Raw genomic sequence first — 15,659 nt, 5'->3', positions numbered from 1 at the left:
CGGAACCCTTGAGGGAGTAGTGGAAGGACGATCCCCGCGGGTGCGGGGGCGACAAGGTGATCGGCTCCGGCATCGACGACCCGGACGGACGATCCCCGCGGGTGCGGGGGCGACGCTTGTAGAGCTCTGCAATGGGATTTCCCCGCGGGACGATCCCCGCGGGTGCGGGGGCGACCGCGCTCCTGCCACGCGTACCGTTCTGCGGCCAGGACGATCCCCGCGGGTGCGGGGGCGACCTGGTCAGTCCCAGTCGGATGCAGTTCGCGCGCCGGACGATCCCCGCGGGTGCGGGGGCGACAGCGGCAATGGGTCGTTGGGGGCGAGTGCGTCCGGACGATCCCCGCGGGTGCGGGGGCGACCAGGATGTCTCGCTGACGCGGAGTGGTGACAGCGGACGATCCCCGCGGGTGCGGGGGCGACGTGTAAGTCCCTTCTGCCGCTAGGGCGCAGGCGGGACGATCCCCGCGGGTGCGGGGGCGACTCCTCTCGAACTCGTTCATCAGATCACTCCAGCCGGACGATCCCCGCGGGTGCGGGGGCGACGTGTCCTTCGTCCGTCGACGGCCATAGAGCGGGGGACGATCCCCGCGGGTGCGGGGGCGACGTCCGCGCTGCGGATGAACGAGACGACGGCGGCGGACGATCCCCGCGGGTGCGGGGGCGACCGAGGAGGCGATGTGGCTGAAGACTGCGGTCCGGGACGATCCCCGCGGGTGCGGGGGCGACGCTTGTTGACCTGCGGTGTTAGGGCGCTGGGGTGGCGATTTTCATCGGTTGGAATTGGGGTGGGGGTGGGATGGCGTACTCCTGTGGGGCGTTGGGGGGCGTCGTTGTCAGTGGGTGTCTCTATGGTGGGCTGCTCATGGGAATCCTAGTGCCGACGGTGGTGACGAGGTGGGTCAAGAGAGCTGTGTGCTCCGGTGGTTAGGGGTGCTCTGGGGCAAGTCGGCGGAGAAGGCCGGGGGGAAGAAGAATCTGCTTCTGTCTCATATGCTGGATACGGCTGCGGTTGCCGAGTGCATGTGGGACGGCTTTCTGGCGCCGTCCACGCGGCGTCTCCTGGACGAGGCCGCGGGTGGACCGGGCAGGGGGAGGGCGTTCTTCGCGTGGCTCTGCGGGGTTCACGACATCGGTAAGGCCACGCCCGCTTTTCAGCGCCTTTGGCCACTCGGCGCGGCGGAGGTTCGGGCTGCTGGTCTCACGTGGTCCGAGGCTGCGATCACGAACGTGAAGTGGCGGCACGATCGTGCTGGGGGCTTCGTGCTGCGTGGCCTGCTCCGAGACGCTGGCTGGCCGGACGAGCAAGTGGACTGGGTGTGGCCGCTGGTGGCTGGCCATCACGGGAGAGTCCCGACCGCGGGGAGTCTGCGCCCGTCGCCAAAGGGGCGCAAGCAGTTGGAAGGCGACGCGAAATGGGCTGAGGCGCGCCAAGCCCTCACGGCACGCCTCAGCGAAGAGCTGGGCTTCTCCGGAGCCAGGGAGACCGCTCCCACACGGGTGCCGACTAGGGCCGCGCAGCTGCACCTCAGCGGCCTGATCGTGATGGCGGACTGGATCGCCAGCGATGAGCGGCACTTCACGGGCGTCGATGAGCTGGGGAAGGTCGGACTCGCGGCCGCTCGTGGTCGAGCCGCGCGCGCCTGGAAGGCGTTGGGCCTCCGGGGTGGGTGGGGGCGTCTTGCGGAGCCTGGGCCGACGGCGTTCTCCGAGCGTTTCGGGCATGAGCCCCGCGCGTCGCAGTCGATGGTGCTCGAGGCTGCGCGTGGCATGGAGGCTCCGGGACTGCTCGTGGTAGAGGCGCCGATGGGTGAGGGCAAGACGAAGGCGGCTCTGCTGGCCGCGGAGATCCTGGCCGCTCGTTTCGGTGCCGATGGGGTCTTCGTAGGGATGCCGACCCAGGCCACGTGCGATCCCATGTTCACCCAGACGCGGCGGTGGGTCGGGGCGCTCGACACCGAACTGGCCTCCCAGGTGGCGTTGCTCCATGGGAAGCGCATGTTCAACAAGGAGTGGAAGAAACTCCTCGACGGTGAGGGCGGCGTCGACGAATGGTTCGGTGGTGTCGACGAATACGGCGACTGCCTGGCGGATGACCCCTATCACTCGCCCGGTGCCGTGGGGGACAGCACGCCCCGCCATGTGCACCTGGGCGCGAGCGGCCCGGCGACTTGGTACCTCGGGGCCAAGCGCGGACTGCTGTGCCCGTTTGTCGTGGGGACGATCGACCAGCTCTTGTACGCGGCCACCCGGTCCAAGCACGTCATGCTGCGGATGGCCGGACTCGCGGGCAAGGTCGTGGTCCTCGACGAGGTACATGCCGCGGACGTATACATGTCGCAGTTCCTGAAGGAGGCTCTGCGCTGGCTCGGCCAAGCGGGTGTGCCCGTCGTGCTGCTGTCCGCGACGCTTCCGCCGGCGCAGCGGAAGGAACTGGTCGATGCGTACCTCGCGGGCGCGGGCGCGGGTATGGGTATGGGCGCGGATGCCAATGGTGGTGACACGCCTGATGTGCCTATGGACCTGCCTGGCTATCCACACGTCACGGCGGCCTCCGTGGGACCGGACGACGGTCGGCCGCAGATCGCAAGCGCCCAGTGTCGCAGCTGGCGTGACGATCTGAACGTAGCGGTCCGGCTTCTGCCGGAACCCGTACCCGAGCCGGGCGCCGAACCCGAGGAGAGACAGAAAAAGCAGGACCTCGCCGACGCTTCCGTCACCGCCTACCTCCGGTCGGAACTCGCCGAGGGCGGATGCGCCCTGGTGATCCGTAACACGGTGGGACGTGCGCAGAGCCTGTACCAGAGACTGCGCGCGGAGTTCGAGGGCGACGTGCGACTCCTGCACGGCCGTATCGCAGTGGGCGACCGCGCGGACAGGACGGAGGCGTGCCTGCGCCTTCTCGGACCGGGAGGGCGGGAGGGCGAGCAGCACGAGCAGTACGAGCAGCACGAGCGGCGCGCGCGTCCGCGACTGGTCGTGGTTGCCACTCAGCTTGCCGAGCAGTCCTTCGACGCGGACGCTGACCTGTTGGTGACAGACATCGCCCCTGTCGACCTGCTCCTACAGAGGATCGGCCGTCTCCACCGGCACGACGGCGTGCTGAGGCCCGACCGGCTTGCCTCTCCCCAAGTGGTTATCACCGGTTTCGCCTCGGCAGAGGAAGCGCAGGCAACCCCCCGAGCCCTGCACGATGGTGCGGATGCCGTTCTTGACGGCCCTCCGCCCCGATTCCTGCCGGCTTCCGTGTTCCTCTACGGGGACTTCCTGCTGCTTCGGGCCGCCGCGTTGGTCCGGGAGGCCGCGCAGGCAGGGGAAGGCTGGGCCATCCCGAGCCAGGTGCCCGCGCTCGTTGCCACCGGCTACCGCGACGACGAGTCGGCGGTACCTCCGAAGTGGCGGGACGCGGAGCACGAGGCGCGGCAGACCTGGGAGTCCGAACAGGCGGAACGGGCCGACAAGGCATCCCCCTTCCTCCTCACCAGCCGGGCGGACATCGGAGCGAGCACGCTTGCCGGACTGCACTACGCCTCTGGCGCCAGCGGCGAGGACCCCGGCCTGGAGCTGATGGTCCGAGATGGGGAACAGAGCGCCGAGGTCGTCCTCGTCAGGCATCAGGGAGGCGTCTACCGAACTCTGAAGGGCAGAGCGCTCACGGCCAACGGCGACGTCTCCGAAGATCTGCTTGACGATGTCCTGGCGGGAACGGTGCGGCTGCCCAGCCAGTACACGAAGGGGGCCGAGGAACTGCCGCCGCTACCAGGATGGATCGGGCACCCCAGGCTGCGTTATTGCTCGGCCCTGGTGCTGGACGAGCAGAGCTCTGCCTCCCTGGCGGACCGCCGTCTCCGCTACGACGACGAACTCGGCGTCGTGGAGCTGAAAGTCTGACCGCAGCCGCAGGTCGGGCGTGGTCGAGAACACCGTCCTCGACCACGCCCAGCCTCCCCGCGGACGCGGGGGCGACATGCCCGAGCTCTGAGGATCGAGACACGAGAACGGGCCATCCCCGGTCGCGTGTTCGCGCACGAGACTTTCCGGGGCCGAGCCGAATTCTTGCATTCGCCTGCGGGACGGGCTCCCTGCGTGTCAGTCTCACAAGACAAGAGAACTTAGAGGAGCTGATGGCGATCAACCTCTTAGACCATCCGTGGCTCGCGGCCTCGCGGGCGGCGGTGAGCGGGAACGGCGGGGCAGCCGCCGCACAGCCCGTGGTGGGCGGCCTGGAACTGATCCTGAACGCCCACGAGTTCAGCGACATCACCGTGGACCTGCCCACGCAGAAACCCGCGATCTACCGCCAGCTGCTGCTGCCGTTCGTCGTGGACGCCCTGGGATGGCCCGACAGAAGCGAGTGGCTGGCCAGCATGAGCGCGGGGCGGTTCTCGGCTGAACAGCGGGAGAAACTGTCCGCCTACGCCGAGCGGTACCGGGACCGCTTCGATCTGTTCCGCCCCGAAGACCCGTTCGCCCAAGTGCCGGGCCTGCGCACCGAGAAGAACGAGACGAAGGGGGCGGCGCTGCTCGTAGCGACCGCCGCGAGCGGCAATAACGTGCCTCTCTTCGCTTCGAGGACAGAGGCCGATCCGCTGCCGTTGCCCCCGGCGGAGGCCGCCCGCTGGCTGCTCCACACCCAGTGCTGGGACACCGCCGCCATCAAGACCGGCGTGGCAGGCGACCCGAAGGCGACCAAAGGCAAGACCGCGGGCAATCCCACCTCGCCTCTGGGACAGCTGGGCGTCATCATGCCCACGGGCCGCACGGTCTTCGAAACCATCTGGCTGAACATCCCCTTTGGGCGTACCCCCTTGCCGGACGACCTACCCCAGTGGCGGCGGCGTGCCATGGACGGCGACCCGGCGAAGGATCTGTCCTGCGCCACCCCTGTATGGCAGCAGCGCCGCCCGCAGGGGCTCCTCGATCTGTGGACGTGGCAGGCCCGGCGTATTCGCCTCTTCCCGGAGGAGAACCCCGAAGGGACGCGGGTCATGCGGGTCATCGTGGCGGCCGGAGACCGGCTCAGTGCCGTTCCGGACGAGGAGACCCACACCGCGTGGCGCATCGAGACGCCAACCGGCCGCCAGAAGCGGCAGAAGCGCCAGGGGAGCCGCGCGGCGGCCCCGCCTCCCTTCCGGCCTCGGCGGCACCAGCCAGGCAAGGCGGGATGGCGGGGGATGGAGGCCTTCCTGGCCGTGGCACGGGAGGAGCGGGAGGCGACCGAGTCTCGCGCCGGATTCGTCACCAGCCGCCTCCTCGACCAGCTCCGTGAGGTGACCGAGGACCTTCCCGAGAGCTTCCGGCTACAGCTGGAACTCACCGGGATCGCCTACGGGAACCAGTCGGCGGTGATCGAAGACATCTACTCCGACTCCATCCCGCTCCCCGTCGTAGCCCTGGACCCCGACGGCATCGTCTACGGCGCGCTCCTGGAGGCCGCGGACCAGGCGGAACAGCTGGCCAACGCCGTCAACACCCTCTCCGCGGATCTACGCCGTGCCGCAGGGACCGACCCCATTCCCTGGGACAAGGGCCAGCGGCCGGGGGAGACGCTGCTGCATGCCCTGGACCCCTTCATGCGGCGGCTTCTCGCGGGGCTGAGCGCTGTCGACCAGGACTTCGACATGTGCGAAAGAGGGCTCCTGGCCTGGGAACAGTGCGCCGCACGCGAGTCATGGCGGGTGGCGCGGCGCCTCCTCGCCGAGGCGCCTCCGGGGGCCTTCTCCGGCCGGACCGTGGAGAAAGACGGCAAGGAGCGCACCTACCGTCTCGCGACCGCCGAACGCGGCTTCCGGAGCCGCCTCACCGCCGTACTGCCGCGCCGCGCCGCCGAAGCCTAGGGGACGGACGCCCGGCTGACGTTCGGGGCGGGCGAGGCCCGTTCCCGACCGCGTCGCCCACTCATGCATCCAAGGACTCCACATGTCTGCATCACCCGAACCATCCGCACCAGGGCCGGACGAGAACAAGGCTCCGGGTTCCACCACCAGCGGCAGCAGCTCCCAGAAGCCGGGCACTCACGGCCCCTATTTCTGGCAACAGTTGGTCAACGACAAGGGCCAGTGGCGGACCGACCCCGTAAGTCATGCGCAGAGGAAGCCGGCAGGGGAAGACCTGGCCGTGTTCCGCGCGGGTCTCGACCGTCGGGCGGGCGAGGTCCTGCCGTTGTTCCGCTACTACGCCACACCCACCGACGGGAAGAGCACCGTCGAACTGGAGGCGGAGCACGCTGCCCTGGCTCTCTACGGTCTCCACCAGCAGAGCACGTCACACCCGATGCACAAGCCGGGCGTCAGCCTCGGTACCGCGTTGCTCGGGCTGCGGCGGAGCGGCCGCTTCAGCGAGGAGGCCGTGGACCGGAGGGTAGAGGCCGCGGCGAACACCACGTCGGTTGACGCGTTGCGGTACCGCCTCCGAGGGCTGGTGACGCAGCTTCGCGTCGTGGGACAGCCTCTGGACTACTCCCGTCTGGTACGCGACATCAACCGGTGGCACCGGCCCTCCTCCCGACAGATCGTTCGCCGTCGCTGGGGTCTGGACTACTACGCCTGGCACCCGGCTCCGGATCAGAAAGCCCCCGCGAACGGGCCCTCGGACGGGCCCTCGGACGGCTCGGACTGATCCAGCCGTCCTCCCATGGCCCAACCGTCACTGAGCGGTACGGCAGAACACCGCCCAGCCTCAGAAACTCACCGGCTGACGAGCCGCCGCCGCGCCCACCGGGCACCAGCCATTCCCCGCACAGACCACATCGGAGATCAGCCATGCCGCAGCCGCGCATCTACATCGACCTGCACATCCTGCAGACCGTTCCCCCCGCCAACCTCAATCGCGACGACCAGGGCAACCCCAAGGAAGCGGTCTTCGGCGGAGTACGCCGTTCCCGTGTCTCCTCCCAGGCGTGGAAGCGCGCCACCCGCCTCCACTTCGAGGAGCGCGTTCCGAAGCAGGACCTGGCCCTGAGGACCCGTCGAGTCCTCATGTCCCTGACCGAGCGGATCACCGACCGCACCGATCTCGACGAGGAAGCCGCCGCCCGGCTGGCCGCGGCGCTCCTCGTCCCCCTGGACATCACCTCGGGGAAGAAGGAGGGCGACACGGCCTACCTCTTCTTCTTCGGCAGGCGTCAGCTCGACGCCGTCGCCGCCCTCGTCACGGACCGGGCAGCCGAGCTCTCCGCCCTGGACGACAAGGATCTGGCGGAGGAGATCAAGAAGCTGTCCGTGCAGGAGAAGTTCCGCACCGGCCATCCCATGGACGTGGCGCTCTTCGGCCGGATGGTCGCCGACATCCCGGCCCTCAACGTCGATGCCGCCACACAGGTGGCCCATGCCCTGTCGACCCACGAAACGGCCCTGGAGTTCGACTACTTCACGGCAGTGGACGACCGCGTCACGGAAACCAAGGAGACCGGCGCCGGAATGATCGGCACCATCGGCTTCAACTCCGCCACCCTCTACCGCTACGCCACCCTCGGCCTGCACCAGCTCCTGGAGAACCTCTCCGACAGCGACGCCGCGCTCTCGGCCGTCGAAGAGTTCGTCACCTCCTTCGCGCTCTCCGTTCCCAGCGGATACAAGAACTCCTTCGCGCATCGCACCAGGCCCAGCCTCGTCGCCGTCGTCGTCCGCGAGGACCAGCCCGTCAACCTGGTCTCCGCGTTCGAAGAGCCCGTCACCGTTCCCTCGGGCATCGCCGCGGCCTCCGCCCAGCGCCTCGCCCAGGAGTACGACCGCTCAGCCTCTGTCTGGGGCGACGCCCCCGCCTTCACGGCCGCCTGCCACACCTTCGACCCCGAAGCCGGACCAACGGCGGAAGACCTGCGGAAGGCCTTCGGCGACCCCCGCACCTTCCCCGAGATCCTGAGCGGCCTGCGCGGCCACCTCAGCAGCACGCTCAAGGAGAAGTCCACCCGATGACCGGCCACAACGCACAGCGACCGGCACGGCAGTCGGCACGGCAGCCGGTACGGCAGCCGGTACGGCGACCGGCGCGGCAGACGTCCGACGCGGAAGCCGTTCTCGTGCTGCGGCTGGCGGGCCCCATGCAGTCCTGGGGCAGCGGCGCCGTCAACCGCCGCGCAACCCTTCCCCACCCCACGAAGTCCGGTGTCATCGGCCTCCTCGCCGCCGCCAGCGGCCGGGCCCGCCAGGACGACATCAGCGACCTGACGCCGCTGACGCTGGGCGTTCGCGTCGATCAGCCCGGAACCCTGCTGCGCGACTACCACACAGTGAGCGACTACCGCGGACGACCGCTGCTCCAGGCGGGTGTGAACGCGAAGGGCGTGCAGAAGCCGACCGCACCGGCGAAGCACACCCACGTCACGACCCGCTACTACCTCCAGGACGCCGTGTTCGTCGTCGCCGTCGCCGGTCCCAGGGAACTGCTGACCAGCCTCGAACAAGCCGTACGCGCCCCCGCGTTCCCGCTCGCCCTCGGCCGCCGCGCCTGCCCGCCCACCCAGCCCCTGTCCCTGGGCCTGCACGAGGGCGACCTCAGCCGCGTACTCCGCGAGACGCCCTGGCAGGCCCCGGCATGGGCGCGCACACAACACGCCAAGCGCCGCGGCCGGGACGCCGAGACCGGCAAGTTCCGGTATCCGGCGCGCATCGACCTCTCGGCCACTCTCGAAGACGTCGACGGCGACGACGCCGTCGACGATGTCCCCGTCTCCTTCGACCCTCACGCCCGGTCCTTTGCCAGCCGCCGCGTCCGCCACGAGACACTCAGCGTGCCCACCGGCACACCGCCCCCCGGCACCGTTCTCGAGAGCGATACCGACGACAGCGACGACAGCACCACCGAGCACGACCCCTTCGCCCTCCTGGGCTGGTGACCGCCATGACCTACCTCTCCCGTATCCGCATCAACCCCCTGCGCACCGAAAGCCGGAAGCTCCTCGCCAACCCCCGCGCCATGCACGGCGCCGTCGTAGGCGGAGTTCCCGACCTGTCCGACGAGCAGCGGATCCTCTGGCGCCTGGACTCGGACAATCCCTACCGGCCGCACCTCCTCGTCCTCACCCCATCGGTGCCGGACTGGACGCAGCTCGTCCAAGACGCGGGCTGGCCCAATGCGGACGGAGCGCACGTCCTCACCCGCGACTACACCCCCCTGCTCCACCAAATCGCCACCGGCCGGGAGTTCGCCTTCCGCCTCACCGCCAACCCGGTCGAGAACACCAAGGAGCCGCTCAGCCTCACCCCGGCCCAGAAGACCAGGCTCGCGGAGCACGAACCGGGCAAGAAGATGCGCGGATTCCGCATGAGCCACCGGACAGCGGCAGCTCAACTCACCTGGTTCCTGAAGCGAACCGAACGCTGGGGCTTCAGCGTCCCCGCGGCGCGCACCGACCCGCCCGCGCCCGGCCTGGACGCGTCCGCTGCCCCCGAGGGCGAGCACCCGCGCGAGGTCCGTATCACCGCACGGCAGCGCTTCTCCTTCGCGAAGAAGAAGAACGGCCCGCGCGTCACCTTCCACGGCGTCACCTTCGAGGGACGCCTCACCATCACGGACACGAAGGCCTTCCACGCCTCCCTGCTCAACGGCCTCGGCCCGTCCAAGGCGTACGGCTGCGGCCTGCTCACTCTCGCACCGCTCAGCAGCGAGGAGCGGTGAGCGTGGCCGACATCTGGTGGAAGGCGGACCCCCACGACCTGCACCGCATCGTGGACCGGGTGTCCAGCCTGTACGTCGAGCGGAGCCATCTCGACCGCGACGAGAACGCCGTGGTCATCGTCAACCGACGGGAAACCGTCCGAGTCCCCGCCGCGCTGATCGCTGTCGTCCTGCTTGGCCCGGGGACGCGCGTCACACACGGCGCCGTGCGGCTGCTCGCCGACTCCGGTACGACCGTGTGCTGGGTCGGCGAACAGGGAGTGCGCATGTACGCGGCTGGTCTCGGACCGAGCCGCGGCAGTGACCTGCTCCAGCGGCAGGCGTGGCTGGTCACCCGCCCCAAGGAGCGCCTCAACGTGGCCCGCGCCATGTACGCCATGCGCTTCCCCTGCGAGGACGTTTCGCAGGCCACCATGCAGCAGCTCCGCGGCCGCGAGGGAGCACGCATCCGCAAGCTCTATCGGGAGCACTCCCGTCGGACGTCCGTGCCGTGGGACGGGCGTGTCTACAAAGCCGGAGACGCCTTCGCCGCGGGGGACGATCTCAACCGCCTGCTGTCCGCGGCCAACGCGGCGCTCTACGGCATCTGCCACGCCGTGATCACCGGTCTCGGCGCGAGCCCCGGCCTCGGTTTCGTCCATACGGGTTCGGCCATCTCCTTCGTCCTGGACATCGCCGACCTCTACAAGGCCCAGCACACCATCCCCCTCGCCTTCGACCTGGCGGCCGAGGGACTCACCGGCGAACGGGACGCCCGAGTCGGCCTCCGCGACCAGATAGCCGAAGCCAAGCTGCTCAGCCGCATCGTCAGCGACGTCAAAACCCTGCTCACACCTGCCGGATCCGCCGACGCCGACGCCGACAGCCCGGAGACCACCAGGCTCTGGGACGAGCGGAACGGAGACGTACCGGCCGGTGTGAACTGGGCCCACCACGCACCAGCAGACGACCACGACGTTCCGACACCGCAGCCCCAACCGGCACCCTCCACCGACATGGACGGCCAGCACATCGCCATCATCGGCCCCGAGTTCCCGGAACCCCCTCCACAAGAGCAGAAGCCATGACCGTCATCGTCCTGATCGCCGCGCCTCCGGGCCTACGCGGCCACCTCACACGCTGGATGGTCGAAGTCAACGCCGGCGTCTTCGTCGGCAACCCCAGCCGCCGCGTCCGCGACCGCCTCTGGGAACTCCTGGCCGCCCGAATCGGCGACGGCCAAGCCGTCCTCGTCGAACCCGCCTCCAACGAACAAGGCTGGGCCGTCCGAACAGCAGGCGAAGACCGCTGGCGCCCCGTCGACTACGACGGCCTCATCCTCTCCGCCCGCAACCGCCACGAGTACCGAACCCCCAACCCCGATTCCAACTAAACAAAATCAGCCCCCCACCCCGATAAACACCCAGGTCAAGAAGCGTGGCCCCCGCACCCGCGGGGATGGTCCGCCGAAGGGGTTCGCCACGCTTTGCGGATGGCTGTGGCCCCCGCACCCGCGGGGATGGTCCGTGCGGCCGTGAGTTCGCCGTGGGCGGGCGGCTGTGGCCCCCGCACCCGCGGGGATGGTCCCTCAATGGAACCTTCGTGCAGTTGCGCCACAACGTGGCCCCCGCACCCGCGGGGATGGTCCGTGCCTGAGGACCACGACCCAAGCCGCCTCGTCGTGGCCCCCGCACCCGCGGGGATGGTCCGCCCCGGTGTCGGCGCGGCAACGACGGGGGTACGTGGACCCCGCAATGGGGTTCACCCCACGGCTCGGCGGGATCGGACTGAGACGACGCCGTCGACTGTCGCGCACATGCGTTCGATGGTGGGGGCCGTGCTTCTGAACGGCAGCCGCCCGCCGAGCTTCACCCGACCGTCGCGCACGTCGACCGTGAAGGCCGCGGGATCGAGGCCCAGCGTGTCGCCGAGTACGTCTTCAACGATCTCCTTGCGGATGTCCTCGTCCGAGCGGAGGAAGATCGCCAACAGGTCACGGCGGCTCACGATGCCCACCAGACGGTCCTCCTCGTCGACGACGACGAGCCGCTTGACGCCCTGGACCTCCATCAGCCGGGCCGCCTCGACCACGGACCACGCCGGGCGGGCGCAGACGGCCGGTGCCGACATCAGCTCCTCCGCCCGCGTACCCTCAGCCTTCGCACGCTGCCAGGCCTCCAGGTCCGGAACCGGCGGCTGATCGCCGGGCGCGGCATCCTGGTCGGCGGTCTTGCGGAGCAGGTCTCCTTCCGAGACGACCCCGAGGACGTGGCCCTCGGGGTCCACCACGGGTACCGCGGTGACACGGTGGGCGGAGAGGGCCTGAGCGATCTCCTTGAACGGTGCGTTCGCGTGGACGCTCACCACCTCACGGGTCATGAGCTCTCCGATTCTGCGATGCCGCATCACCGGCTCCTTCCGTCAACGGTCAGTCGAGTGGTGCAGCGCGACCACTCCGTCGACGGAGCGGCACAGCCGGTCGATCACCGCGATGTCGGCGTGTTCCCGCGCGCTGTGCGTCAGGGGCACCACCCCGTCCTCGACGGCGACGTGGACGGCGTCGGACGGGAGCGCCAAGGTCCTCGTCAGCACGTCGCGCTCGATCTCCTCGCGGATGACGGAGTCACGGCGCAGGAACGGCCGGAGCAGGTCGCTGCGGCTGACGATGCCGACGAGGCGCCCGGTGTCGTCCGTCACGGGTAGGTGTTTCACGCTGTTGCGGCGCATCGTGCGGGCGGCCTCGACGAGATTCCAGTCTGGACGCGCCACGATGGCCGGTGACGTCATCAGCTCGGCCGCGGTCTCCGCGTCGGGCGGTGGCCGCCGGGCACCGGCCCACCGGCCCTCCAGGTCGGGGAGCTCGGAGGCGGCCCGTAGCAGATCGCCTTCCGAGACCACGCCCAAGAGGCGCCGGGCCTCGTCGACGACCGGGACCGCCGAGACGGCGTGGTCGGCGAACAGCCGGGCGATGGCCTTGAACGATGTCGCCGGAGCAGCGGTGACGACCTTGTGTGTCATCACCTCGGAGATAGTGCGGTGCTGCATGGCCGACCTCCTTGCCGGAAGCCCCGCGCTGGCCGCGCTGTCCACGCTCGTCGGTACGCGGAGTGCGACGGCAGTGCCGAACGGTCCCGATCCGGGACTGGTCGCCCCATGGCGGTGGCCCGGCTGCACGTCGGCGCCGCCCCGGTGTGACGACGAGCCGTCGTCACACCGGACCCGAACGGCCCTCGCCCCAGCCCTCGGTCCGTGCTTCCCTGGAAGTGAGGAGGGACCCGCTTCCAGCGGCGTGGGGAAGCGGCCACCGAGCCGCGCACCGCGCACTCAGGATCCACGAGAAGTGGATGGGTCTCTCCTCCCGTCGCGTCCGCCCCATCGATCGAGCGTTCCGTCGCCCCGCGACGCTGACCACGCCGGGCCCGCACGGACCGCTACCAGGGACCGAACGGCCCTACCCCGCTCTCCCGCCCGGCGTGAATGTGGCAGCAAACCAACTCGCACCCGAAAGGGGTGGGGGCCATGAATAGGCAGCCCCTCGTGGTCGGAGTCGACGGTTCCGACGCCAGCCTCTCGGCGGCCGACTGGGCCGCCGCCGAGGCCGTACGGCTGGATCTCCCCCTGCGCATCCTGTACGCCAGTGCGTGGGAGTGGTATGAGGGACCCGTCGTACCGGCCTGGGGCGTGGGTTCCCGGCCCGCTGGCCAGGCGCTCTCCGAGCGCATCACGACCAAGGCCGTCGAACGCGTCCGGGCCCGCGCGCCGGGCCTCACGGCCACCGCGGAGGTTCGCCCCGAAGGGGCGGTCGACGCTCTGCTTGAGGAGGGACGCTCGGCTGAGGCCGTCGTCGTCGGATCTCGGGGGCACGGGGAGCTCGCCGGGCTGCTTCTCGGTTCCGTCAGTCTCGCCGTGGCCGCCCGTTCCCACTGCCCTGTCATCGTGGTGCGGGGCGACCAGCAGGCACTGGAGGCACGCCACGAGCGCGTTCTGCTCGGCATCGGCGACCATGACGTCGACTCGTCCGCCGTCGACTTCGCCTTCCGGGAGGCGGCCGCGCGCGACTGCGAGCTCGACGTCGTCCGGGCCTGGCGGGGTCCGGTACCCGAACCGCCGTACAGCCCGATGCTTTTCAGCAGCTCCATCGGACATGAGGAGGGGCGGGCGGCCGAACTCCTTGAGAAGGCCGTCGAGACAGCGGCGCATGCCCATCCCGGAGTACGGCTCCGGCGCACCACAGCCGAAGGACCGGCGCGCAAGGTACTCGTCGAGCGGTCGGCCGCCGCCGACCTGCTGATCGTGGGGGCACGGCGTCGGCACGCCCTCGTCGGCATGGAGTTGGGACGGGTCGCCCATCGAGTCCTGCACCATGCTGCCTGCCCGGTGGCCGTCGTCCCGCAGCACTCCCGCGTATCGATCGAGGGAGAGCCGCGCTGACCAAGTCTGCCCTCCCCGCACGGCGACGTGGGACGCCGGGTCGTCGCGCGAGGTGACCGGCTCGGTTCAGCCAGGGCTGGAGTGTCTGCCCGGAAACGGGCGCGGCGAGCGCTGGTGTGCGCGGCGTATCGGCAGCCGGGGTCCTGGTCCCGGCTGCCGTCGGCCGCGGGCACTCCGTCATGGGTCCGGGTCCCACTCCACAGACTGCCGCACGGCCCACGGACTGTCGCACGGCGGCTCCGAACGGACCGGCCGGCCCCACTGGTTGACCCTCTCGGCACTCGGGCGTGTCGGCCCACGGGCGGCAGGGTGGAGGTATGACGAAGCCCCGGAGAGGTGAGCACGATGCAGCGCATCCGGATCAGCCGCCGCCCCCAGCAGCCCCGTCGGCCACGCCCTCTCGATCTGCGAACGCCCTCCGGGCACCCGCTCCGGTACTGAGACGGGGGCGGAGCCGCCCAGTGCTCGTCTGCCTAAGCGGCTCGCGTCGAGGCCTGCGGGCTCTCGTCAACAGGGACCGCGACCGTGCACGGTGCCCGATGCGCACCGTGTCCGTGAGTGCCGTGTTCCTGTGAAGCGCGGACCGCCACCCCGGCGGGCCGAGGCACGGGCGCGAGCGTGGAGGCGTCTGGTCGACCGTGTCGTGGGGGCACGGCGGCAATGGTCGGCATGTTGACAGCCTGAGCACTGTCCCTGGCCGCGGCGGGGCCGTCGTACGACGCCTGCGCCAGGCCTGCGCCAGGTCACCGTCCGCACGCCGGCCGACCGGGCGGCTGAGTGGGCGGTCGTCGAGCCTCACTGGTCGCGAGGCCGTCGTGTCCGGGCCCGACGATGTCTGACCGGCCGTCCGCCGGGGGCCGGGAAGGACGGGCGAGCGCCGTGCTCCATCGGGTAGCGCCGTGCTCCATCGGGTGCCGTGCTCCACTCCGGCGGCACCGCCCCAGGACGCGACCGGTCCGGGCGCGTCACCGTGGCGTGAGTCGGCACCGTACGTCCACCACCCCCGGCACAGTCCAGGCGAGCCGCTCGGCGAGCGGGATCAGAGAGGCGTCGCGGACCTGACCGGACAGGGTCACGACGCCTTCCGTGACCAGAACGCTCACGTCCGTGCGGGAGAGCGGGAAGACCGGCTCGACGACTTCGGAACGTACCTCCGCCGCGAGGTCGTCGTCCCGCCGCAGGAAGACCTTGAGCAGGTCGGCGCGGCTCACGATGCCGTGCAGGGCACCGCTCGCGTCGACGACGGGGAGTCGTTTGATCCGGCGCGTGGCCATCAGGCGCGCGGCGCGGGGGAGCGAGGCGTCCGGGCGGATCGTGACGGCCGGGGCGGTCATCAGGTCCTCGGCCCGCACAGAGTCGGCCTTCGCGGTGGCGTTGAGGCGGCGCAGCCGCTCGAACAGGCCGGGGCGGTGCTCGTGGAACTCCTCTTTGGGCAGCAGATCCGCCTCCGAGACGATGCCGATGACGCGGGCCTCGCCTTCGACGACCGGCAGGGCGCTGACCTTCCACCGCTCCATCGCCGCCACGATCTCCTTGAAGGACGCGCCGGGTGCGACCGCGACGACCTGGTGCGTCATCACATCGGCGACGGTGTTCGGGCGCACAGACACGGTTTTTTCCTCAGCGGGCGTCGG

General features: G+C 70.2%; 12 protein-coding genes and 2 CRISPR repeat arrays (1 of these 14 running past the window's edge). Of the genes, 9 read left to right on the top strand and 3 right to left on the bottom strand.

The features are described from left to right. A CRISPR array of direct repeats spans nt 1-726; the repeat unit is 28 nt; unit sequence GGACGATCCCCGCGGGTGCGGGGGCGAC (it extends 341 nt beyond the left edge of the window). Between the two features lie 204 nt (nt 727-930). The 8 genes from cas3 (at nt 931) to cas2e (ending at nt 10,987) form a co-directional block, all read left to right on the top strand. Next, entirely contained in the window at nt 931-3,888 is a 2,958-nt protein-coding gene (cas3, locus tag ACX6XY_RS06465; protein ID WP_460327356.1) for a CRISPR-associated helicase Cas3', read from the top strand. Nucleotides 3,889-4,121: 233 nt separating this feature from the next. Beyond that, nucleotides 4,122-5,834: a type I-E CRISPR-associated protein Cse1/CasA gene (gene casA / locus ACX6XY_RS06460; protein WP_460327354.1), complete on the top strand. Its 1,713-nt coding sequence runs from the start codon at nt 4,122-4,124 to the stop codon at nt 5,832-5,834. Nucleotides 5,835-5,916: 82 nt separating this feature from the next. Continuing rightward, the gene (gene casB, locus ACX6XY_RS06455; protein ID WP_460327352.1) at nt 5,917-6,615 is read left to right on the top strand and encodes a type I-E CRISPR-associated protein Cse2/CasB; all 699 of its coding nucleotides are present in this window, start codon (nt 5,917-5,919) and stop codon (nt 6,613-6,615) included. Nucleotides 6,616-6,758: 143 nt separating this feature from the next. After that, nucleotides 6,759-7,913, top strand: coding sequence for a type I-E CRISPR-associated protein Cas7/Cse4/CasC (cas7e, locus tag ACX6XY_RS06450; RefSeq protein ID WP_460327350.1), 1,155 nt, complete (start codon nt 6,759-6,761; stop codon nt 7,911-7,913). 125 nt (nt 7,914-8,038) lie between these two features. Continuing rightward, complete coding sequence (gene cas5e, locus ACX6XY_RS06445) at nt 8,039-8,833, top strand: type I-E CRISPR-associated protein Cas5/CasD (protein WP_460327495.1); 795 nt, start codon at nt 8,039-8,041, stop codon at nt 8,831-8,833. Nucleotides 8,834-8,838: 5 nt separating this feature from the next. Beyond that, nucleotides 8,839-9,615, top strand: coding sequence for a type I-E CRISPR-associated protein Cas6/Cse3/CasE (gene cas6e / locus ACX6XY_RS06440; protein WP_460327493.1), 777 nt, complete (start codon nt 8,839-8,841; stop codon nt 9,613-9,615). A 2-nt stretch (nt 9,616-9,617) separates the two neighbouring features. Beyond that, complete coding sequence (gene cas1e / locus ACX6XY_RS06435) at nt 9,618-10,682, top strand: type I-E CRISPR-associated endonuclease Cas1e (RefSeq protein WP_460327348.1); 1,065 nt, start codon at nt 9,618-9,620, stop codon at nt 10,680-10,682. Beyond that, nucleotides 10,679-10,987 carry a type I-E CRISPR-associated endoribonuclease Cas2e gene (cas2e, locus tag ACX6XY_RS06430; RefSeq protein ID WP_460327346.1) on the top strand — a complete coding sequence of 103 codons (309 nt, stop codon included), beginning with the start codon at nt 10,679-10,681 and terminating at the stop codon, nt 10,985-10,987. Before cas1e ends, cas2e begins: the two co-directional genes overlap by 4 nt. Before the next feature lie 44 nt (nt 10,988-11,031). Beyond that, a CRISPR array of direct repeats spans nt 11,032-11,303; the repeat unit is 28 nt; unit sequence GTGGCCCCCGCACCCGCGGGGATGGTCC. A 52-nt stretch (nt 11,304-11,355) separates the two neighbouring features. Here cas2e and ACX6XY_RS06425 read toward each other — a convergent pair. Continuing rightward, a complete protein-coding gene (locus ACX6XY_RS06425) occupies nt 11,356-12,000 on the bottom strand; it encodes a CBS domain-containing protein (protein WP_460327344.1) in 645 nt (214 codons plus the stop codon). Nucleotides 12,001-12,015: 15 nt separating this feature from the next. Beyond that, nucleotides 12,016-12,639 carry a CBS domain-containing protein gene (locus ACX6XY_RS06420; RefSeq protein WP_460327342.1) on the bottom strand — a complete coding sequence of 208 codons (624 nt, stop codon included), beginning with the start codon at nt 12,637-12,639 and terminating at the stop codon, nt 12,016-12,018. Between the two features lie 474 nt (nt 12,640-13,113). Here ACX6XY_RS06420 and ACX6XY_RS06415 point away from each other — a divergent pair, with 474 nt between their 5' ends. Continuing rightward, a complete protein-coding gene (locus ACX6XY_RS06415) occupies nt 13,114-14,025 on the top strand; it encodes a universal stress protein (protein ID WP_460327340.1) in 912 nt (303 codons plus the stop codon). 965 nt (nt 14,026-14,990) lie between these two features. Here the strand turns inward: ACX6XY_RS06415 and ACX6XY_RS06410 are convergent. Then, nucleotides 14,991-15,602: a CBS domain-containing protein gene (locus ACX6XY_RS06410; RefSeq protein ID WP_460327491.1), complete on the bottom strand. Its 612-nt coding sequence runs from the start codon at nt 15,600-15,602 to the stop codon at nt 14,991-14,993. Nucleotides 15,603-15,659 lie beyond the last annotated feature (57 nt).

Source organism: Streptomyces sp. O3 (assembly GCF_054788135.1).
The sequence above is the reverse complement of the archived record's forward strand: the minus strand, read 5'-3'. Positions and strand labels throughout refer to the sequence as shown.